Annotated in this window: 21 protein-coding genes; 9 read left to right on the top strand and 12 right to left on the bottom strand. The window is 69.0% G+C overall.

Going from position 1 to position 19,322, the window contains the following annotated elements; genetic code table 11:
• The first annotated feature begins 101 nt into the window (after window positions 1-101).
• Window positions 102-956 (top strand): methyltransferase domain-containing protein, encoded by an 855-nt coding sequence (locus C8D87_RS07710; protein WP_112226035.1) that lies wholly within the window; start codon window positions 102-104, stop codon window positions 954-956.
• On the opposite strand, the gene C8D87_RS07705 is transcribed toward C8D87_RS07710, so the two are convergent.
• The 4 genes from C8D87_RS07705 to C8D87_RS45740 are packed head-to-tail and all read right to left on the bottom strand — an operon-like array spanning window position 925 to window position 5,730.
• Entirely contained in the window at window positions 925-2,586 is a 1,662-nt protein-coding gene (locus tag C8D87_RS07705) for a DEAD/DEAH box helicase (RefSeq protein ID WP_109635762.1), read from the bottom strand. The two genes, C8D87_RS07710 and C8D87_RS07705, sit on opposite strands and share 32 nt — an antisense overlap.
• A gap of 38 nt (window positions 2,587-2,624) precedes the next feature.
• Window positions 2,625-4,877 carry a phosphodiester glycosidase family protein gene (locus C8D87_RS07700; protein WP_233441963.1) on the bottom strand — a complete coding sequence of 751 codons (2,253 nt, stop codon included), beginning with the start codon at window positions 4,875-4,877 and terminating at the stop codon, window positions 2,625-2,627.
• Complete coding sequence (locus C8D87_RS47480; protein ID WP_233441962.1) at window positions 4,877-5,353, bottom strand: hypothetical protein; 477 nt, start codon at window positions 5,351-5,353, stop codon at window positions 4,877-4,879. Before C8D87_RS47480 ends, C8D87_RS07700 begins: the two co-directional genes overlap by 1 nt.
• The gene (locus C8D87_RS45740) at window positions 5,320-5,730 is read right to left on the bottom strand and encodes a hypothetical protein (RefSeq protein ID WP_170166344.1); all 411 of its coding nucleotides are present in this window, start codon (window positions 5,728-5,730) and stop codon (window positions 5,320-5,322) included. Before C8D87_RS45740 ends, C8D87_RS47480 begins: the two co-directional genes overlap by 34 nt.
• A 23-nt stretch (window positions 5,731-5,753) precedes the next feature.
• On the opposite strand from C8D87_RS45740, the gene C8D87_RS07695 reads away from it, so the two are divergent.
• A complete protein-coding gene (locus tag C8D87_RS07695; protein WP_112226033.1) occupies window positions 5,754-6,671 on the top strand; it encodes a DODA-type extradiol aromatic ring-opening family dioxygenase in 918 nt (305 codons plus the stop codon).
• Window positions 6,672-6,881: 210 nt separating this feature from the next.
• Here the strand turns inward: C8D87_RS07695 and C8D87_RS45050 are convergent, their stop codons facing one another.
• Window positions 6,882-7,130: a hypothetical protein gene (locus tag C8D87_RS45050; RefSeq protein WP_146771649.1), complete on the bottom strand. Its 249-nt coding sequence runs from the start codon at window positions 7,128-7,130 to the stop codon at window positions 6,882-6,884.
• Window positions 7,112-7,309, bottom strand: coding sequence for a zinc finger protein (locus C8D87_RS07690; RefSeq protein WP_109635772.1), 198 nt, complete (start codon window positions 7,307-7,309; stop codon window positions 7,112-7,114). The genes C8D87_RS45050 and C8D87_RS07690 overlap by 19 nt, the downstream gene beginning before the upstream one ends.
• Before the next feature lie 118 nt (window positions 7,310-7,427).
• On the opposite strand from C8D87_RS07690, the gene C8D87_RS07685 reads away from it, so the two are divergent.
• Together C8D87_RS07685 and C8D87_RS07680 are read left to right on the top strand one after the other, a co-directional pair.
• Window positions 7,428-8,258: a helix-turn-helix domain-containing protein gene (locus C8D87_RS07685; protein WP_170166343.1), complete on the top strand. Its 831-nt coding sequence runs from the start codon at window positions 7,428-7,430 to the stop codon at window positions 8,256-8,258.
• Window positions 8,259-8,268: 10 nt separating this feature from the next.
• Window positions 8,269-8,427, top strand: coding sequence for a DUF397 domain-containing protein (locus C8D87_RS07680; protein ID WP_109635778.1), 159 nt, complete (start codon window positions 8,269-8,271; stop codon window positions 8,425-8,427).
• Here C8D87_RS07680 and C8D87_RS07675 read toward each other — a convergent pair whose 3' ends face one another.
• Complete coding sequence (locus tag C8D87_RS07675) at window positions 8,428-9,066, bottom strand: hypothetical protein (protein WP_112226031.1); 639 nt, start codon at window positions 9,064-9,066, stop codon at window positions 8,428-8,430.
• A gap of 33 nt (window positions 9,067-9,099) precedes the next feature.
• On the opposite strand from C8D87_RS07675, the gene C8D87_RS07670 reads away from it, so the two are divergent.
• Window positions 9,100-9,957, top strand: coding sequence for an ornithine cyclodeaminase family protein (locus tag C8D87_RS07670; protein WP_112226030.1), 858 nt, complete (start codon window positions 9,100-9,102; stop codon window positions 9,955-9,957).
• 95 nt (window positions 9,958-10,052) lie between these two features.
• On the opposite strand, the gene C8D87_RS07665 is transcribed toward C8D87_RS07670, so the two are convergent.
• Window positions 10,053-11,273 carry a glycoside hydrolase family 16 protein gene (locus tag C8D87_RS07665; RefSeq protein WP_112226029.1) on the bottom strand — a complete coding sequence of 407 codons (1,221 nt, stop codon included), beginning with the start codon at window positions 11,271-11,273 and terminating at the stop codon, window positions 10,053-10,055.
• Window positions 11,274-11,414: 141 nt separating this feature from the next.
• Window positions 11,415-12,332, bottom strand: coding sequence for a hypothetical protein (locus tag C8D87_RS07660; protein ID WP_146771648.1), 918 nt, complete (start codon window positions 12,330-12,332; stop codon window positions 11,415-11,417).
• A 174-nt stretch (window positions 12,333-12,506) separates the two neighbouring features.
• On the opposite strand from C8D87_RS07660, the gene C8D87_RS07655 reads away from it, so the two are divergent.
• Window positions 12,507-13,697 (top strand): MFS transporter, encoded by a 1,191-nt coding sequence (locus C8D87_RS07655; RefSeq protein ID WP_215732209.1) that lies wholly within the window; start codon window positions 12,507-12,509, stop codon window positions 13,695-13,697.
• A 5-nt stretch (window positions 13,698-13,702) separates the two neighbouring features.
• Here C8D87_RS07655 and C8D87_RS07650 read toward each other — a convergent pair whose 3' ends face one another.
• Window positions 13,703-15,145 (bottom strand): trypsin-like serine protease, encoded by a 1,443-nt coding sequence (locus tag C8D87_RS07650; RefSeq protein WP_233441961.1) that lies wholly within the window; start codon window positions 15,143-15,145, stop codon window positions 13,703-13,705.
• Between the two features lie 143 nt (window positions 15,146-15,288).
• Between C8D87_RS07650 and C8D87_RS07645 the strand changes: the two genes are divergently transcribed.
• The gene (locus C8D87_RS07645; protein ID WP_112226026.1) at window positions 15,289-15,852 is read left to right on the top strand and encodes a TetR/AcrR family transcriptional regulator; all 564 of its coding nucleotides are present in this window, start codon (window positions 15,289-15,291) and stop codon (window positions 15,850-15,852) included.
• Window positions 15,849-16,412, top strand: a complete 564-nt coding sequence (locus tag C8D87_RS07640) for a hypothetical protein (protein WP_109635795.1) — start codon at window positions 15,849-15,851, stop codon at window positions 16,410-16,412. Before C8D87_RS07645 ends, C8D87_RS07640 begins: the two co-directional genes overlap by 4 nt.
• On the opposite strand, the gene C8D87_RS07635 is transcribed toward C8D87_RS07640, so the two are convergent.
• Window positions 16,368-16,790, bottom strand: a complete 423-nt coding sequence (locus tag C8D87_RS07635) for a nitroreductase family deazaflavin-dependent oxidoreductase (protein ID WP_112226024.1) — start codon at window positions 16,788-16,790, stop codon at window positions 16,368-16,370. The genes C8D87_RS07640 and C8D87_RS07635 overlap by 45 nt on opposite strands.
• Window positions 16,791-17,552, bottom strand: a complete 762-nt coding sequence (locus C8D87_RS07630; RefSeq protein ID WP_215732208.1) for a helix-turn-helix transcriptional regulator — start codon at window positions 17,550-17,552, stop codon at window positions 16,791-16,793. It abuts the gene before it with no gap.
• 93 nt (window positions 17,553-17,645) lie between these two features.
• Between C8D87_RS07630 and C8D87_RS07625 the strand changes: the two genes are divergently transcribed.
• The gene (locus tag C8D87_RS07625) at window positions 17,646-19,298 is read left to right on the top strand and encodes an AMP-binding protein (protein ID WP_109635801.1); all 1,653 of its coding nucleotides are present in this window, start codon (window positions 17,646-17,648) and stop codon (window positions 19,296-19,298) included.
• The last annotated feature ends 24 nt before the right edge of the window (window positions 19,299-19,322 follow it).

The following is a 19,322-nucleotide window of genomic DNA, read 5'->3' as shown; positions in this document are numbered from 1 at the left end:
GCTGTGCGCGAGACGAAGAAGGACGCGGCGTCTCGCGGCCGGAGGCAGGTGCCGCCATTTTCGGTGGCCCGTTCTCAGCGCTTGTGGTGGCATGTCGAGCCATGGGGACCTTCGAAGACCTGGTGGCAGAGGGGGACGCGGTACCGCTGGAGGGCTGGGACTTCTCCTGGTTCGACGGCCGCGCCACCGAGGAACGCCCGCCGTGGGGCTACGCGTCGCAGATCGCGTCGAGGCTGGCGGCCGTGTCGTCGGCGCTGGACCTGCAGACCGGCGGCGGCGAGGTCACCGCCTCCGCACCCGTGAAGCCGCCGCTGCTGGCCGCCACCGAGTCGTGGCCGCCCAACGCCCGCGTGGCGGCCCGGAACCTGCCGGAGGCGTTCGTCGTCCAGGCGGCGGACGAGGGCCCGCTGCCGTTCCACGACGAGATGTTCGAACTGGTCATCAGCCGGCACCCGGTAGTGACGCCGTGGGCGGAGATCGCGCGGGTGCTCAAGCCCGGCGGGACCTGCTTCTCGCAGCAGATCGGCGAGGGCACGAACCGCGGGCTCACCGAGTTCATGATGGGGCCGCAGCCGGTCGGCGACGCTCGCGCCACCGAGCGGGCGCGCGCCGAGGCAGAGGCGGCAGGGCTGGAGGTGCTGCAGCTGGAGTCCGTGGCGCTGCGCGTGGCGTTCTTCGACGTCGGCGCGGTCGTGCACTTCCTGCGCAAGGTGCTGTGGACCGTGCCGGGGTTCACGGTGGAGAAGTATCGGGACCGGCTTTTGGACATGCACGAGCACATCCAGGAGCACGGGGAGTTCGCCTGCACCTCGACGCGGTTCCTGATCGAGGCGCGCAAGCCCTGGCGCCCGACGGTTCGAAGCCCGGTGGGGACGAAAGCGGGCCCCGGCTGTGCAGCCGGGGCCCGGATCCGAACTCACCGCACTAGCGGGGCTGACGCTCCCGGCGGACCGTGACGCGCTTGCCCTTGATCGTCGCGTCCCGCAGCGACTCGATCACGTCGTTCGCGGCCGCGCCCGGCACCTCGACCAGCGAGAAGCGGTCCGCGATCTCGATCGCGCCGATCTCGCGGCCCTTCAGCTTCGTCTCGCCGGTGATGGCGCCGACGATGTCCTGCGGGCGGATGCCGGACGAGCGGCCCGCGCCCAGGAACAGCCTCGTCATGCCCTCGGACGGGCCACGGCGCTCACGGCGCGGCCCGGCGGGGGCACCGTCGCGGCGGGGACGGTCCTCGCGCGGGCGGACCTCGGGGATCTCCTCCTCGTCGGCGGCGGCACCCGAGGCCTCGTGGGCGAGCTTCACGGCGGCGAGCGCGATGTCCATGACGTCGAACTCGTCGGCCAGGGTCTCGACGACGACGCGGAACCGGGAGAGGTCGTCCTCCATCAGCGACTCCTGGAGCGACGAGCGGGTCAGCTCCAGCTGCCGTGCCCTCAGGTCGGCGACCGTCGGGACCTTCTCCATCGGGATCTTGGTCTTGGTGACGCGCTCGATCGTCTTGAGCATCGAGTTCTCGCGCGGCTCGACCAGGGTGATCGCGACGCCCTCGCGGCCGGCGCGGCCCACGCGGCCGATGCGGTGCGTGTACGCCTCGGGGGCGGACGGCACGTTGTAGTTGACGACGTGCGTGAGCTGCTCGATGTCGAGGCCGCGGGCCGCGACGTCGGTGGCGACCAGCAGGTCGGCGGTGCCGCCGCGCAGACGGGCCATCACGCGGTCGCGCTGCTCCTGGCTGATGCCGCCGTGCAGGGACTCGGCGCGGTAGCCGCGGCCGTTCAGCGTCTCGGTGAGCTGGTCGACCTCGTCGCGGGTGCGGCAGAAGACGACGGCGGCGGTGGGCGCCTCGACGTCCAGCACACGGCCGAGCGCGGCGGGCTTGTGGTCACGACGCACCAGGTACGCGGTCTGCCGGACGCGCGGGGCCTCGCCCGGCTCGGTCTTCTCGCGCTCGATCTGGATCAGCACCGGCTCGCGCAGGTGGCTCTTGGCCATGCGGTCGATGCGCGGCGGCATCGTGGCCGAGAACAGCACGGTCTGCCGGTCGGCGGGAGCCTCGGCGAGGATCGCGTCGATGTCCTCCGCGAAGCCCATGTCGAGCATCTCGTCGGCCTCGTCGAGGACGACGATCTGCAGGTCGCCGAGCTGCAGCGTGCCGCGCTGCAGGTGGTCGATCGCGCGGCCCGGGGTCGCGACCACCACGTCGACGCCGCGGGACAGCTCGCGCAGCTGGCGGCCGATGGGCTGGCCGCCGTAGATCGGCAGCACGCGCGCGCCCATGTGCCGGCCGTAGCGGTGCACGGCCTCGCACACCTGCACCGCCAGTTCACGGGTCGGCGCGAGCACGAGGGCGAGAGGCTTCTCGCCCTTGCCGATCCGGTCGGCGATGCGTTCGAGCAGCGGGAGCGCGAACGCCGCCGTCTTGCCCGTGCCCGTGGCGGCCTGCCCGAGCAGGTCGTTGCCCGCGAGCAGCGGCGGGATCGCTTCGCTCTGGATCGGCGTCGGCTCCTCGTAGCCCAGCGTGGTGAGTGCGGTGAGGATGTCGGGCCGCAGCCCCAGGTCGGCGAAACCGTTGTCGGCGGTGGTCATGGGCAGTATCTTCCCCCACCGCCCGACATCGCACTCACTCAGACCGGGCTGACGCGTACTCCGGTGCTGCGCGTCACTCCGTTCACCGTGACCGAGATCGTGATTTGACCAGGCCTGATCGCGGTCAGCAGGCCTGCAACCGGGTCGAGCCACGCCACGTGCCACGGCCGGACACCGGACGAATCGCCCACGTGCAGGCCGGGTGATCCCGCCCACACCGCGCTCATCGGGTACTTCACCGGCAGCGTCCGCGCACCTTGTTTCAACGTCGCCGCAACCTTTTCCGGACTGCCGAACCTCAGGTTCGCCGGAGCTTGGACGTGCAGCGAGTCCACGTGCGGCCGGATCTCCGCCTTGATGTTGTTCTTGGTGACGCCGACCAGGGTCCAGCCGGTGAACCCACCCTGCTCGGCCGGTGCCTTGCCGGAGTTGCCGTTGACCACGTGCGGCACGCCGTCCACTGTGGACGCGAAGAAGCCGCCGACGTGCCCGCCGGTGAACGCCGTGGGCTTGTCCCGTTCGGACAGCAGCCGCTCGAAGCAGGCGGCCTCCATCCGGTCGGCGAGCTGGCTCGTGCGCGCGGGCGAGGGGTCGCGCCGCGGGTGGTGCATCATCACGACGGCCTGGCCCTCGGCGGTCCGGAGTGCGTTCCTGAGCATCTCCATCTGCTCGAAGCCGCCGCCTCGCAGCGTTTCCGTCGACGAGTCGAGCAGCACGAAACGGGTGCCCTTGTGGTCGAAGGTGCGGTGGGTGGCACCGAACTCGCGGCGGAAGTTGTCGATCGTGCCCGGCCCCATGATCTCGTGGTTGCCCGGCACGCAGTACCAGGGGAAGTCGCCGAGCTCCTCGGTCAGCACCCGTCGTGCCAGCTTGAGGTCCTCCGGGGAGGCCTCGTCGACCAGGTCGCCGTTGATCACTACGAACTCGGCGCCGGACGCCTTGATCTCCCTGAGCGTGCGCCGGGCGGACCTGACCAGGTCGCTGTCCGGGTTCCTCGCCACGAACCGGGCGTCGGACATGACCGCGAACTTCCATCCGCTCGCCTGGCCGATCACGTCATCGCGCAGCTCTGGTGCGGGCGGGAGTGCCACCGGTGGCGGGACCCGTGCGGTGATGTCGTCGACGATCACTTCGCCCTGGTACGAGCGGTCGGCCTTCGTCTCGATCGCGGTGAACCTGGTGACCTCGACGGGGAACTTCAGCTCGGGCGGGACCGCGACTTCGAGCTGTTTCCAGCCGTTCCGGGTGATGTACGGGCCGTAGAGCGATCTCGACTGGCCGCTCGCGTCCTTCACGGTGAACGCGGTCCACTCGCCCTTGCCGCTGCCGTGCACCCAGGCGGCGAGGGAGAGGGGCTGTCCGTTGACCTGCAACGGCTTCGGCGGGACGGCGTAGGCGGTGCGGGTGCCGGTCGACCGGGTGAAGTCGTAGCTCGGCTTCAGGCCCGTTGCGGTGTGGCCGTTCAGTTCGGCGGACACGGAACCGGTCGCGCGGGCCGATCCGAAGGTCCACTGTGGAACATCGTTCTCAAAGGTGGCGATCGGCTCGTCCTGCACGCCGACCGTAACCGCTACCTGGGTTTCCTTGCCCTGTGCTCCGGCCTTGATCGTGGTCGCGCCGGGTCTGAGCGCTCTGATCTGCAGGTCTGCCGTGACCTCCACGATCTGGCGGTCGTAGCTGAGGTCCAGGTCGGCCCGTTCGATCTTCGCGCTGAAGCTCCTGGCGTCGAAACCGTTGATCTGCAACGGCTTCTGCTCGTTCATGCCGAGGCTGATCCGCGAGCTGGCCGGGGCGATCCTGGAGAGCTTGCCCAGGACGGTCAGTTTCTCGGTCTTGGCCGTGCTGCCGCGGAAGGCCGTGAACGACGCGGGTCCCGGCTGCGGTGCCGCGTGGAAGGTGTCGCCGATGGCCCAGCCGCCGGTCGCGCGCGTCACGTGCTCGTTGTTGGTGGCCGGCCCGAACGTCTCGTCGTAGCCGCGCACGGTCATGCGGCGGGTCATGCCGGGGAAGACGCGTTTGTCGTGCGTGTCGACGTTGAACCCGACGAGCCTGCCGGAGCCTTGCGGCGCGTAGAGGGCGAGACCGTTGGGGATCGGGCGCTCACCGCCGTCCGAGGGCGTGTTGACCACCTTGAGCCCGGTGGTGCCGGGTTCGCGGGCGAGCATGGTCGACGAGCCGCCGCCGTCGCGGTTGAGGGCGTTGTGCGCACCGAGCTCGATCATGGCGTCGGCGAGGTCCCTGAGGTTCAGGCCGGGCAGGTACGGGCCCTGCCGCCCGTCGACGGTGAGCATCACCATCTTCTTGCCGTCGGCGGAGAACCCGACCGCGGTGCGCGGGTGCGGCGGGTCGTCGGGTGCGCGTTCCTGCCGTTCTCGACGAGCAGGTGCCGACCGCCGATGGCTGTCGCCGGGTCGCTGCCGTTGCTGGTTCGGCTCTGGTAGTCGACGTGGACCCGGTCGCCGGGCTTGAGCTGCCTGAGGACGTCCGCGCCCTTGTCCCTGCCCACCAGCGCGTAACCCTGGACTGGTTTGTCGCCGGGTTCGCCGATGGTCTCGACGACGTCGTCGCGGACGATCACTTCTGCCGTGGTGGTGGGACCTTGCACAGCGCGCGGCCTGCTGTAGGTGCCCCACAACGGGTTGAGGACGCCGATCCCGTCCACGTCGATCTTCGCGTTGTTGAGCTGCGTCAGCTTGTGCGTGCCGTTGAGCGTGCCCTCGAAGAAGGTCTCCATCACGCTGCCGATGCCGGCCGCGTCGACGCCCACCGCGCGGCCCTGGCGGACTTCCTGAGCTGGCCGTCCTTGATGCCAACACCTTGGGGTGCGTTGGAGTTGTTGATGTCGAAGAAGTCGCCGTTGATCGCCGCGACGGCTCTCGACGCCTGCTGGGAGAGGGGAGCGGCCCAGGTGACGCTGCCGGGGTCGACGTACCCGACTTTGCCCTTGGTGAGGTCGACGGCGAGCGCGTCACCGCGGATCCAGCCGCCGGGCTCGTACCAGTCGAAGGAGCTGAGTGTGACGCCGGGAGCGACGGGTCTCTCCGTCCGCTCGGTCTCGACGCGTCTGGTGATGTCGGCGTGAGCAGGGGAAACGGGCGCAAGGAGCGCCGCGGTGATGATCACCGCAAGTGCACGTCTCGTCACGCCCCGGAACCTAGACTGGCCCGGTGAAGAATCGCCTAACGGTCTGCGCCTCGCACCTGATCACCCTGCCCAGCGCGCCGCACGGCCCGGTCCGCGGGGCGATCGGAACCGCCCGCGAGGCCGTCGCGGCCTTCGACCCGGAACTCGTCGTCTTCTTCGGCACGGACCACCGCCGGGCCTTCCGCGCGGTCGTCCCCACCTTCGCGGTGGTGCTGGCGGCCACCGCCCAGGGCGACGTCGCGGGCCCCGTCGGCACCTACGACGTGCCGTCCGACCTGGGCCGCGCCCTGGTGGCGAACCTCGTGGCCCACGACTTCGACATCGCGACCGCGTACGAGGCCGCCCTGGACCACGCGTTCGGCCACACGACCCGCGACCTGCTGGGCGCCATCGACGCCCGGCCCGTGCTGCCGGTCTTCATCAACTGCGCGTCGCCACCGCACGCGTCCTTCCGCCGCGCGGCGTCGCTGGGACGCCGCGTCGGCGAGTTCTTCGCGGACAAGCGCGTGCTGTACGTGGGGTCGGGCGGTCTGGCGCACGACCTCCCGGGTTTCCGCGAGCCCGAGACCGGCGTGGTGCTCACGGAGGAGGAGCGCCAGGCGTGGATCAAGTCGGTCAACGAGCGGGCTCGCTCCGAAGGCACGATCCGCGAGCTGGTGCGCACGTGGGACGAGGCCTTCCTGGCCGGTGTCGGCGGGACGTCGTGGGACTGGCTCGACGAGATCGGCACTGACCTGGTCGAGCGCGGTGGCAACGGTGCGGCGGAATGCCTCACCTGGACAGCGGCGTGGGCCGCCGGTGGTGAGGCCCTGACGACCTTGGCGCACGAGTTCGACACGAACGGCCGCGCGGTCGTGATGTCCGCGCGACAGGCCTTGGACGTTTCGGCCCAGGAGAACCGGATGATCCGGGCGCTCCCGCACTGCCGGACGAACGAATGAGACGCAAGAAGGGTTCTCTCTCGGCAGTGCGGTGCGGGCACGACGTACGGTGCCCGGCGTGCCGGGGCTGAACCTGGCGGGACGGCTCCTGGTGAGGAGAAGTTGCTCCACGCGAAGAAGGACCAGGGTGTCCAGCGGGTCTTCTCTTCTGCACGATCATCGACGGCTTCCGTGAGGCACTGGCGCGCAACCAGCTCGACTGACCGCCCCTCAAGTCGGCGGCATCTCGACCGTCGACAGCACGTCGGCCTCGGCGAGGTACAGCCTGCCGAGGTCGATGAGCAGCGTGCCGAGCTGCCGATAGTGCTCCGCGCGCTCGACGTCGGGAATCAGGCCGCACGTGCGCAACATATTTTGTGCGAGCATCTCGCCGAACTGTGGATAACTCTTCACCACCTCACGCGAGAGCCGTTGAAGAGATATCCGCAGAAGGTCTTCGGTCAGGATTTCCGCGGCCATGGCAGGATCCCCTCGTTCTCGCGCCAGACGCCGTCGCAGTCCCAGCAGGTCGGCCAGCAGATCTTGTCGCGCCACAGGCTGAACTCTTGCGGCACAAAGGGATTGCCGCATAGTGTCTCGACGAGCCGCCCCCTGGCCGGCTCGTCGGGGATGGCGTGGCGCCGCCCCTCGTGGGGCATCCAACGAAATTTCACGGAATTATTGTGGAACTTGGAGGTCCTCCAAGCTAACGCCCTTTTGGGTTATGTTGCGGCCAAACGTTCTGAACCGCCTGGGAATGGGTCTAACGTCCTCGCCATGCCGAAAAGATTCTCCACTGCAAGGGGTCGGGAGTTCGGTGACGGGCTGCGCGCGGCCATTGCCGCCACGGGCATGACTTCGCGTGCGGTCGCCGAGCTGGTCGGCTGGAACGAGGCCAAGCTCTCCGACCTGGTGAACGGCAAGGGAGGCGCCACCGAGCTGGAGCTCGCGCTGTTGCTGGGCACCTGCCGGACACCCCCTAAGGAACGCGACCACCTGCTGTCGCTCTTCAACGAGGCCAACCTCAAGGGCTGGTGGCAGGAGCACGGGGCGTGCACGCCGATCCGGCCGCGCACGTTGATCGAGCACGAGCGCACCGCGAAGAAGCTGATCAGCTGGCAGGTTTCGCTGGTGCACGGCCTGATCCAGCTGCCGGAGTACGCGCGGGCCGTCATCGCGGCGGGTGCGAACGTGCCCGAGGACGAGATCGAGGAGCGCGTGCACGCCCGCACTGAGCGGCAGATGGTGCTGCGCAAGGGCTTGAAGTGCGTCTTCTACATCCATGAATCGGTGCTGTTGTCACCGATCGGCGGTCACGAGGCGATGGAGGCGCAGCTGGAACATCTGCTGAAGATGGCCGCGCGGTCGTACATCGAGATCCGGATCGTCCCGCTCTCCGCCGGTGCTCATGCCGGGCTCGCAGGGGCGTTCGACATGTTGACGTTCGACAAGTACGAGCCGGTCGTCTTCCTGGAGAGCGAGAACTCGAGCCTCATCATCGAGACGCCGTACGCCGTGAAGTCGTACGAGCGCGTGGTGGAGGCACTCGATGAGATCGCCCTGGATGCGGAACAATCGAAGGAGCTGATCAAGCAGCTGCTGACATGAGGAGATTCCTATGGCCGGCTGGCGCAAGAGCACCCACAGCGCGAACGCAAGCTCTTGTGTGGAGGTGGCCATCGGCATCGGTGTCCGGGACAGCAAGGCGCCCGCCGTTCACATCGAGGTGGGCGCCGCCGCGTGGAACTCGTTCCTGAGCACGGTGAAGCGCGGCTGACTACCCCAGGTAGGGGGAGAAGTGGTCGGTGACGAGGTCAGCGACTGCTTCGGCGTCACGGTTGCCGTCGATCTCGATCACGCGGATCCCGAGTGCGTGGGCGTTGCGCACCGCGTCCTCGGCGACGAGACGGTCGCGTTCGAGGCGGTTCCGCTGGCCCCTCGCGGGGTCGCTGACCTCGGCGCCGATCGCTCCGGCTCGGGGCAGCACGCGGACCTGGTGTTCGCGGAACTCCGGAGTCGGCACCATGACGACCATCCGGCGCGGCGAGTCGATGAGTGGCGCCACCAGTTCGGGGCGCAGGCCCCAGCCCTCGGCGAGGATCGGCCGGCCGGACACGAGCGCGCGCAGGTCGTCGAGCGCCCACTCGAACCGGGCCGGGAACCCCGCCAGCGTGCTCGCCGCCATGTCCTGAGGAGACGCGTGCACCCACAGGTCGTCCGGCGAACCCGGTAGCGACTGACCGCTGGCGATGCGGCGGTCGTTGTGCGCGCGGGCGTCGTGGTAGTCGTAGTGGTACGCGGTGATGCCGTGCCGCCTGGCCAGAATGCGTGCCACGGTGGACTTTCCCGCCCATTGCGCCCCGCCGATCCAGAGTGCGTCGCGCAGTGTGCCGAACGGGTCCCAGGTCTCGGTCATGGCGCCATTCTCCGGGTCGTTACCATCCGAACCATGACCATGCCCGCGGCGATCGAAGCCGTCCGCGCAGCGTTCATCGGGCTGACCGCCGGGGAGTTCGAGCTGCCGCCGCGGCAGGCGTTCAGCGGCAGCCGGTCGCTCGTGATGGCGGCGCACCACCGGCCGACGGCGTCCACGGCCGTCAAGGTGATCAGCATCGAGGCCGAGCGCGACCCGGTGATCACCGGCACGGTCGTCTACTCGCACCCGGACGGGCAGTTCGTCGCGGACGCGGTGCCGCTGACCACCCTCAGGACCGGTGCGGTGGTCGGGGTGGCGACGGATCTGCTGGCCGACGAGGACGCCTCGCACCTCGCGTTGCTCGGGGCCGGGGCGCAGGCGGCGGACCAGGTGCGCGCCGTGCACGCGGTGCGGCCGCTCAAGAAGCTCGTCGTGTTCAACCGGGACGCCAAGAAGGCGGAGGCGTTGCTGGAGAGCCTGAAGGACGAGCTGCCGGACACGGTCATGGATCTCGCGCCCGACGCCGAGGAAGCCGTGTCGGGGGCGGACGTCGTGTGCTGTGCGACGGCGTCGACGGCGCCGCTGTTCACGTGTGACGCGCTCAAGGAACGGGTGCACGTCAACGCGATCGGCTCGTACCGGCCGGTGATGCGGGAGCTGCCGGAGGACCTGCTGGCGACTGCCGGAGTCGTGGTCGTGGACCAGGTCGAGGCCGCGCTGAGCGAGGCGGGGGAGATCATCCAGGCGGTCAACTCGGGCGTGCTCCGGCTGGAGTCGCTCGTCGAACTCGGTGCGGCGCTGGGGAATCCGCCGTTGCGCGAGGGCCGGACCGTGTTCAAGTCGGTCGGTGTCGCGGTGCAGGACTGGGCCGTCGCCAGGCTCCTGGCGTGAAGAAGCGCTGGACATGAACCCTTCCGCCGCAGGGGTTCACGTCCAGCGCCGTTGTTCTCCCGCTCAGGCCATACGCAACCCGGCCGGGAGAAACCTCATACCTGCCACTTCTGGCTGGCGACGCCGAGGCAGTCCCAGATGTGGAGTCTGGTGCCGTCGGCCGAGGAGCCTCCGACGGTGTCCAGGCACTTGTTGGCTTGCGGGTTCACGATGTCCCGTGCACCGCTCACGGCCCACTGCTGGGCAGGGGTTCCGTTGCAGTCCCACAGTTGGACCACGGTGCCGTTCGCGACACCGCCGCCGTTGACGTCGAGGCACTTGCCCAGCGCGCGGATGGTGCCGTCGCCCGGGCGGCTCCACTTCTGCGCCGCGTTGCCGTTGCAGCCGGTGATCTGGATGGGCGTGCCGTTGGCGGTGTTCGCCCAGGGCACGTCGACGCACTTGCCGCCGATGCCGCGGATCTCCGTGCCACCGCTGGGCGGCGGGCTGTCGGTGGAGACGCGGACCCAGTCGACCACGAGCTGCTGCGGGAACGTCGTGCTGCCGTCCGGGTAACCCGGCCACTCACCACCGACCGCGAGGTTGATGATGATGAAGAACGGCTTGTTGAACACCCACGTCCGGCCACCGAGGTCGGCGGGCGTCTTGCGGCCGTAGACCTGACCGTCGACGGACCACACGATCTCACCCGGACGCCAGTCGACGGCGAAGTTGTGGAAGCCGTCGGAGAAGTTCGGGCCGTTGTACTGGTGCAGCAGGCCGCCGGAACCGGAGTAGCCAGGGCCGTGGATCGTGCCGTACACGGTGTTCTGCTGGTGTCCCAGGAACTCCATGATGTCTATCTCGCCGGAACCCGGCCACGGGTTGCCCGTGTTGATGTCCGCACCCAGCATCCAGAAGGCCGGCCAGATGCCCTTGCCGCGCGGCATCTTCATGCGCGCTTCGAACCGGCCGTAGGTCTGGGTGAACTTGCCGGCGGTGTTGATGCGGGCGGAGGTGTACTCACACCTTCCGTACCAGCACTGGTAGTTGCCGGGGTTCTCGCGCTTGGCGGTGATCACGAGATTGCCGGCACCGTCGTGCACCGCGTTCGAGGTGCCCGCCTGGTACCACTGAGACTCACGGTTGTTGCCGTTGTTGTTGCCCACTTCCATCTGCCACTTGCCACCGTCGACACCGGTGCCGGCGGGGGCGTTGAACTCGTCGGCCCAGATCACCGCCGCATTGGCAGGGGGAGCTTGGGTGGTGGTGGCGACGGTGATCCCCGCGGCAACCATCAAGGCAGCAGCGAGGGCCGTCCCGATGCGTCGCTGCATCGAACCGACCTTTCCTGGATTTAGTTGTGCGCCCAGTGGTTCGGAAGTGTTGTCACACCGTGACTCTCGGTCAACGTGTAAACCTTTTCAGTTATTCATCAGGTGAGAGCGCTCCCATCGAGCGCTCCCACCTGATCGGGATCAACCGCAGCGGACGTCGACGAAGATCGTCTTTTCGTGTCCGATGTTGGACACGCGCACGCTGACCGTGCCCGGTCCGTTCAGGCGCTGGTTCTGCACGTCGACGCGCAGCACGGTGCAGCCGGGCTGGTTCGCCACCGAGATCTGGTGGACACCGGCCTCGACGGCCTCCACGTGCGCCTCGTGCATCACGTACAGCTCAGGGGCGTAGTAGGACCACTTCTTGTTCGACGCGCCGTTGGTGTCCGTCCACGTCACGGCATAGCCGTCCAGCGGGCCCGCGCCGTCCCAGCGGTAGAAGCGGGTGTCGATCTCGACGATCACCCGGTCGCCGACCTTGAAGTTGTCGGTCTTGCTGTGCGCGGGCACGAACCCGTGCCGGTTGCCGCCGGCGTTGCCGCAGTCGACGACGTTCAGCCCGTTCGCGACGCCGAACTGCGCGCAGCCGGCGAGGAAGTCCTCGACCGTGGTGACCCAGACCTTGTACACGCCACCGTTGTTGGGCGTGTCGAGGTACGGGAAGAGCTGGACGGTGGTGGCGTCGTGGTCCACATCGGACCCGGTCACGTGCTCGCAGTCGGTGTCGACGACGCCGCTGATGACACCGTCCGCAACGGTGAACTGGCGGCAGCGCGCCGGATCGGTGGACAGCAGCACCTTGCCGCTGGGGTCGGTCACCTGGAACACGTACGTGCCGTCGTCGAGCCCGGCCGCCGTCTGCGGCGCGCCGGGACCGGGGCCGCCGTCCAGGTACACGTCCTGCTTGGTGGGGAAGTGGTTGAAGTTGACCTCGCTGCCGTCCGGCAGCGTCGTGAAGATCGCGCCTGATGGTGCGTGCGCGCTCGCGGTCGCGGGAACCAACAGCGCTGCGCCGACGGCGACGGTGGCGGCCGTCGCCCAGCGTCTGGCTACTCGCATGCCTTGCCTCCGGGTGGTGAAGATCCCGGCTTCGACCGGCACTCCGCCGGTCGCCCCGACGCCGCACGCGGTCACGGTACTTGTCAGCTGACCTGCAGCCAATGAGTCGAACGGCCTGCAACCGATAGGGAAATTCGATTGCGCCAGGTGGTGGCGGCCGCAAGCGTCACGCCCATGACTCGGGGGATGCTCTGGTTGCTGACCGTCGCCTGCGGTGTCGCGGTCGGCAACGTCTACTTCCCGCAGGCGGTCACCCCGCTGGTGGCCGAGGGACTGCGGATGGCCCCGGGCCAGGCGGCGCTGGTGGTCACCGCGGCCCAGATCGGGTACGCGTGCGGGATCTTCCTGCTGGTGCCGCTGGGTGACCGGATCCCGTACCGGCCGCTGATCGCCACGTTGTTCACCGTCACCGGGCTGGGCCTCGCGACGGCGGGGTTCGCGCCCTCGTTCGGACCGCTGTTCGCCGCCGGGGTCGCGGTCGGCGTGGCCACGGTGATCGCACCGATCATCGGGCCGATGGTCGCCGGGATGGTCGCTCCCGACCGGCGCGGTGCGGCGAGCGGGACCATGCTCGCCGGCTCGGTCGGCGGGATGCTGCTCGCCCGCACGTTCAGCGGGGTGCTCGGCGAGTGGCTGGACTGGCGGGCGCCGTACCTGGTGGCGTCGGGGCTCGCGTTCGTGATGGCGGTGGCGCTGTGGCGGGCGTTGTCTCGCACCGAACCCCACACGCGACAGTCCTATCCGGACCTGTTGCTGGAACCGCTGCGGCTGCTGCGAAGTGAGCCCGAGCTGCGACGTTCGTGCTGGTACCAGGCCATGATCTTCGGTGCGTTCAGCACGGTGTGGGGGAGTGTCGCGCTGCTGGTCACCGGGCCGGTGTACGGCTACGGCGCACAGGCGGTCGGGCTGCTGGCGCTGGTCAACGCGGCCACGATGATCGCGACGCCGATCGCGGGGCGGGTCGTGGACCGGCGCGGACCGGATCCTGTGAACCTCGTGTGCATGCTCGCGGTCATCGGGTCGGCCGCGGTGCTGGCGTTCGGGGTGGCGGGTGGGATCGGCGGCCTGGTCGCGCTGGTGCTCGGCACGCTCGTCCTCGACGTCGCGATGCAGTGCGGGATGGTGGCGAACTCGATCCGCATGTACGCGCTTAGTGACACCCATCGCGGCCGTCTCAACACCGCCTACATGACGTGTGCGTATCTCGGCGGAGCGGCCGGCTCGTGGCTGGGCGTGCGGGCGTACACCGGGTTCGGCTGGCGGGGCGTGTGCGGTCTCGTCGCCCTGATGGCGATGGCGGCGCTGGCACGCCACGTCGTGGCGCTGCGGCTCCGGAAGACCCGGACCGGGCCTTCCGGAACCTGAGGGCGTCAGCCCTGCGGCGTGGTGATCACGTTGAAGACCGAACCACCGCTCGCCTGGCGGGCGCTGAGGTCCTCGAGGATCGTCGAGATCGGTGAGTAGTTGTTCAGCTCACCCATCTGGCAGGCGCCGCTGCGCGCCTGCTGGCTGCCGTTGAGAATACCCAGCGCTGCCTTGTCGACCTGGCTGAACAGCGGGCCACCGCTGTCACCTGCCCTGGCGCAGACGTCGGTGTTGATGCCGACGTCGGTCGAGAGGACCCGGCCGCACCTCGTGCCGACCAGGTAACCCGCACCGGCACCGCTGTCCACGGAGTCCGGGTAGTTCACCGCGCTCGAACCCGAGCCGGAGGCGCACACGATCATGCCCGCCTTGATCTCGGCCAGCGGGGTGACCTTGGTGATCTCCTGGTTCTGCGAGGTCGCCTGCGGACCGCACGGGGTGTCCGCGTTGCTGTCCGTACCGCCGTTGCGGCAGTACTTGAGCACCACGTTGCGGTTGGTCTGGCTCTCCAGCCACTTGTTGGCGGCGGCCGCGTCGACGTACCGCACGGCGGCGTAGTCGTACGGGTACGCGTTCTTCTCGATGCCGTGCTGGTTCACCACAGGCTCACCGTTGTGCTGCGTTGGCACGTTGTTCGTCTTGGTGGCCATGCAGTGTCCCGCGGTCAGCACCCACGGCACGCCCGGGAACGCGCCGCCGGTCGTCCGCAGGTTGAAGCCGCTGGTGCAGCCACCGACGGTGCCGTTGTCGCGCCTCATGTCGAGCCGCAGACCACCCCTCATGGGGCCGTAGTTCGTGCAGTACAACGGGTGGCAGAAGCCCCAGTCGACCGCGTACGGGGTCGGCTTCGGCAGGGTGCGGGTCGAGACCATGCCCGGCTCGGCGTCGAAGGCGCGCTCCGTCGCCTGTGACTCGGTGGCGACCCCGGCCTTCTTCTCCTTGAGCCACGCGCGTTCCCAGACCACCACGCGGTTCTCGGTCTCGCTGACCGCGGGCAGGTAGACCGCGTCCGGACCGGCGCCGACCTGCTTGCTGATGCGGTCGTGAGCCGATCGCAGCGCGGACAGCGAGTTCTTCACCGTGCGGATCTTGACGTTGGCGCGGTCGGGCATGGTGACGACGTGCCGCTGGGCGGCGGAAGGCTTCGTCATCGCCACGACGAGCTTGCCACCGCCTTCCTGGTCCAGCCACATGCCGGCGTACTCACCAGAGGCGTCGCGCTTCAGCATCTCTTCGAGCTTGGCCGCGTCGTTCTGGAGCTCGAGCCGGCGCAGCGCTTCCTGCTCGCTGACGCCGTAGGTCTTCACCAGGTACTCGATCGACTCCTTCACGGAGCTCGGGTCGATCTCGGTGTGGAACGACGGTCCGGCCGTGGCCGGTACCGCTGTGATGGTCGCCGCGACCATCAGGCCTGCGGCAACCACCCCCAGGTTTCTGGCTAACCGCAATGGGTTCTCCTTGCTTGCGGGAGTGACTTGACCATTCAACCTTTCCTGCGGCCGAACGTGGCGGTATGCGCAAGATCTTCACAAAAATTTCGATCACCGCGCTTGCCTTGACACCTCCGGCTAATGACATTAGCTTTTGGGCTATGGCTGTTCGCCCCCGACTCACCACCTCGAAGGTCGTGGACGCGGCACTGGAACTGGTCGACGAGCAGGGTGTCGAAGGACTGACGCTCGCCGCCGTCGCCGCCCGCACCGGTGTCGCCACGCCCTCGCTGTACAAGCACGTCGCGAGCCTCGCGGACCTGCGTGGTCACGTCGGCGTGCGGCTGCTGGAGGAAATGGCCGAACGGTTCACCAGAGCCGTGCTCGGTCTTGCGGGCGACGAGGCCGTGGCAGCGCTGATGCACGCGTATCGCGCCTACGTCAACGAACACCCGAAGCGGTATGCGGCCATGCCGATGGACCCGTTGCACGACGAACTGCAGCGGGCGGCCGGGATGAAGCTCATGGAGATCCAGCTCGCGACGTTGCGCGGGTACGGCATCGAGGGCTCGGCCGCCATCCACGCGACGCGGCGGCTGCGGGTGATCGTGCACGGCTTCGCGTCGATCGAGTCCAGCGGCGGGTTCGGACTGCCGGAAGGCCTCGACGACACCTACGACCAGCTCATCCGGATGTATCTCACCGATCTCAGGGGGACACGATGAAGATGACGCTCACCGCCGCCGGCCTGCTCTTCCTGCTGTACCCGGTGTTCAGACCGTGGGAGGACGAGACGACAGCCGCGGGCGCCGCCACCGCGATGGGATCCGGTGCGTGGCTCGCCTCGCACCTGTTCGCCATGATCGGGTTCATTCTCGTGCCGATCGCGCTGCTGGAGATCCACCGCACCGCCGCGATCACGTTCTGGGTGGGCGCCGGGCTCACGTTGCCGTACTACGGCGCGGAGACCTTCGGCCTGCACGAGATCGCCGCGCAGCCGAACCTCCTCGAACTGGCCGAGGCCGTGCGCTACAACCCGGTCGCCGCAACGACTTTCGCGATCGGGCTCGTGACCATGGGCGTCGCGGCGGTCATGGTCGCGCTCAAGCTCCGCACGCTGCCCGCGATCCTGTTCGCGGCGGGGTTCGTGTTGTTCCTGCCGCAGTTCTTCACGCCGCCCTCGGCCCGGATCGCGCACGGCGTGCTCATGATCGTCGGCTGTGTGTGGCTCGCGTGGGACTCAGCGCGGCGTGAGGCGAAAGACCCTCAGCTCGCGGCCTCCTGACCGCTCGACGTAGTCCTGGAACGAGGGCCAGGCCGCCACGAGCTTGCTCCAGGCGGCCTCGCGCTCGTCCCCTCCGAGCAGCGTCGCCCGCACGTCACGGACATCGCCGCGCACGTTCACCTGGATGTCCGGGTTCTTCAGCAGGTTCGCGGTCCACGCCGGGTGGTTCGGTTTGCCCCAGTTCGAGCCGACCACCAGCATGCTGTCGCCGTCGGCCACGTACTGGACCTGGTTCTCGCGCCGCTCACCGGACCTCGCTCCGACGGTGATCAACGTCAGCCCGCTCTGCCTGCTGAACGAGACGGTCATGACCTTGCCGCCGGTCAGCTTGTACAGCAGGCGGTCCGTGCCGATCACGGCTTTCTCGAACCACGACATTCAGAGCGCTCCCGTCGACCTCGCCGCGTGGACAGCGGCGGTTCTGTTGTGCACCCCCAGCTTGCGCATGGCACCGCGGAGGTAGGCCTTGACGGTTTCGGTGCTCAACCCGAGTTCGGCGGCGATGTCCCGGTTGGACGCTCCGACCGCGGCCAGCCGAAGCGTATCGAGTTCGCGCGGGGTCAGTCCCGCCGGGACGGCAACGGGGGCCGCACCGCCGAGATCCTGGTGGACCTTGCGCAACCGTTCGCGCAGACCGGGATCCCCGACGAGCTTGGCGACCTCGGCGAGCTCGCGCAGGGCGGCTTGGGTGTGAAGAGATGGCATGTCCAGGTCCCCTGCGATGCCTTGCGCCATGGCGCCGGCGATCCTGATCGCCCGGTCACCGACGGTCGCCTGCCCGCGCACGGCGCCGTAGAGCACGCCGTGCACCGTGCCGCGGACCGTGACCGGGTAGGCGAACACCGAGGTCAGGCCTTCCTCGACGACCACCATCTGGTCGAACTCGTGGGTGATCGCGCGGGTCGAGGCGTAGTCGTTGACGCGCACCGCGGTGCCCATCGCGATCGCCGTGCCGCCCAGCCCCCGGCCGGTGCCGACGCGCAACCCGTGCAACGCCGTGCCGCGCGTGCCGTAGAAGCTGCTGAGCAACAGCTCGCGACCGGGCGTGACGGCCCCGCCGAACACGACGGGCAACCCGGTGGCGCGGCGGAGCATGTCCAGGCGTTGCGGCAGCAGCGCCTGGAAGCGGTCTGGCAGCACGCTGGCAGTTTCGCCGACACGGGCACCCTCGAAAAGGGGTATACCCCCGTACGGGGGTATACCGCCGGCCTCGCGTCTCCGCACGCTCTGGGAATGTCCAGTCATGACACCTACCGCGCGGCCCGCGACCTGATGCTCACCGACCCGGCGTCCTTCAGCTGGCCGAGCTTCGGCAGCAGCTTCAACTGGGCGCACGACTGGTTCGACGTCATCGCCGAGGGCAACACGACGACGGCGTTGCACATCGTCGAAGAGGACGGGTCCGAGCGTGCCTACTCCTACGACGAGCTGCGACGCCGGTCGAACCGGGTCGCGCGCTGGCTCGCGTGGCACGGCGTCGGCAAGGGCGACAGCGTGATGATCATGCTCGGCAACCAGGTCGAGCTGTGGGAGTCGATGCTCGCGGTGATGAAGCTCGGCGCGGTGATCATGCCGACGACCACGGCGCTGGGGCCCGCCGACCTCGCGGACCGGTTGAAGCGCGGCAACGTCCGGCACGTCATCGCGCGTGTGGAGGACGCGGACAAGTTCGAGGACGGTCCCGTCCTGATCGCGGTCGGCGGCGCCGCGGCGGGCTGGCTGGACCACGCGGAAACCGCTGAGGCGCCGGACAACCCGTTGCCGCACCCGCAGACGAGGGCGGACGACCGTCTGCTGCTGTACTTCACGTCCGGCACGACCAGCCGCCCCAAGCTCGTCGAGCACACCCAGACCTCGTACCCGGTCGGGCACCTCACGACCATGCGCTGGATCGGCGTCGAACCGGGCGACGTGCACCTCAACATCAGCTCGCCCGGCTGGGCCAAGCACGCCTGGAGCTGCTTCTTCGCCCCGTGGATCGCCGAAGCGACGATCTTCGTCCACAACTACGGCCGCTTCGACGCGGCCGCGTTGCTCGGCCAGATCAGGGACAAGGGCGTCACCACGTTCTGCGCGCCGCCGACCGTGTGGCGAATGCTGATCAAGGCCGACCTGAGCGGCGGACCTGGCTCGTTGCGGGAGGTCGTCGCGGCCGGTGAGCCGCTCAACCCCGAGGTGATCGACCAGGTCCGGCAGCAGTGGGGCCTCACGCTGCGGGACGGCTTCGGCCAGACCGAGACCACGCTGTCGGTGGGCAACGTTCCCGGCGCGCCGGTGAAACCCGGCTCGATGGGACGGCCGCTGCAGGGCGTTCCGGTCGTGCTCGTCGACCCGATCAGCGGTGAACCGGCTGAGGAAGGCGAGATCTGCATCGACCTCGCGCAACGGCCGATGTCGCTGATGGTCGGCTATCACGGCGACGAGGAGCGCAACGCCGAGGCGATGGCCGGCGGTTACTACCACACGGGTGACATCGCGAGGCGCGACGAGGACGGCTACCTGTTCTACATCGGACGGACGGACGACGTGTTCAAGGCGTCGGACTACAAGATCTCGCCGTTCGAGCTGGAAAGCGTGCTGATCGAGCACCCGGCGGTCACCGAGGCCGCGGTCGTCCCGGCGCCGGATCCGCTGCGGCTCGCCGTGCCCAAGGCGTACGTGGCGCTGAGCGCGGGCTGGGAGCCGAACCGGGAGACCGCGCTGCAGATCCTGCGGCACGCGCGCGAGAACCTGGCGCCGTTCCAGCGGATCCGGCGGCTGGAGTTCGCCGAGCTGCCCAAGACGGTGTCCGGCAAGATCCGCCGCGTCGACCTGCGCACGCGCGAGGAAGCCGGGATCGAGGGCGGTGAGTGGCGGGACGAGGAGTTCCCCGAACTGCGCCAGTAGGCGGCTTGCCCATGGTGATCTACT

The sequence above is a fragment of the Lentzea atacamensis genome (genome assembly GCF_003269295.1).
Lineage (GTDB): Bacteria > Actinomycetota > Actinomycetes > Mycobacteriales > Pseudonocardiaceae > Lentzea > Lentzea atacamensis.
This window is presented reverse-complemented; position numbering and strand designations above follow the sequence as displayed.

Bases quoted from the DNA above. Each gene is read 5' to 3' on its own strand.
- C8D87_RS07710 (WP_112226035.1), top strand. From the start codon at position 102: ATGGGGACCTTCGAAGACCTGGTGGCAGAGGGGGACGCGGTACCGCTG.
- C8D87_RS07705 (WP_109635762.1), bottom strand. From the start codon at position 2,586: ATGACCACCGCCGACAACGGTTTCGCCGACCTGGGGCTGCGGCCCGAC.
- C8D87_RS07700 (WP_233441963.1), bottom strand. From the start codon at position 4,877: ATGCTCACCGTCGACGGGCGGCAGGGCCCGTACCTGCCCGGCCTGAAC.
- C8D87_RS45050 (WP_146771649.1), bottom strand. From the start codon at position 7,130: ATGGCCGCGGAAATCCTGACCGAAGACCTTCTGCGGATATCTCTTCAA.
- C8D87_RS07690 (WP_109635772.1), bottom strand. From the start codon at position 7,309: ATGCCCCACGAGGGGCGGCGCCACGCCATCCCCGACGAGCCGGCCAGG.
- C8D87_RS07685 (WP_170166343.1), top strand. From the start codon at position 7,428: ATGCCGAAAAGATTCTCCACTGCAAGGGGTCGGGAGTTCGGTGACGGG.
- C8D87_RS07680 (WP_109635778.1), top strand. From the start codon at position 8,269: ATGGCCGGCTGGCGCAAGAGCACCCACAGCGCGAACGCAAGCTCTTGT.
- C8D87_RS07675 (WP_112226031.1), bottom strand. From the start codon at position 9,066: ATGACCGAGACCTGGGACCCGTTCGGCACACTGCGCGACGCACTCTGG.
- C8D87_RS07670 (WP_112226030.1), top strand. From the start codon at position 9,100: ATGACCATGCCCGCGGCGATCGAAGCCGTCCGCGCAGCGTTCATCGGG.
- C8D87_RS07665 (WP_112226029.1), bottom strand. From the start codon at position 11,273: ATGCAGCGACGCATCGGGACGGCCCTCGCTGCTGCCTTGATGGTTGCC.
- C8D87_RS07660 (WP_146771648.1), bottom strand. From the start codon at position 12,332: ATGCGAGTAGCCAGACGCTGGGCGACGGCCGCCACCGTCGCCGTCGGC.
- C8D87_RS07655 (WP_215732209.1), top strand. From the start codon at position 12,507: ATGACTCGGGGGATGCTCTGGTTGCTGACCGTCGCCTGCGGTGTCGCG.
- C8D87_RS07645 (WP_112226026.1), top strand. From the start codon at position 15,289: ATGGCTGTTCGCCCCCGACTCACCACCTCGAAGGTCGTGGACGCGGCA.
- C8D87_RS07640 (WP_109635795.1), top strand. From the start codon at position 15,849: ATGAAGATGACGCTCACCGCCGCCGGCCTGCTCTTCCTGCTGTACCCG.
- C8D87_RS07635 (WP_112226024.1), bottom strand. From the start codon at position 16,790: ATGTCGTGGTTCGAGAAAGCCGTGATCGGCACGGACCGCCTGCTGTAC.
- C8D87_RS07625 (WP_109635801.1), top strand. From the start codon at position 17,646: ATGTCCAGTCATGACACCTACCGCGCGGCCCGCGACCTGATGCTCACC.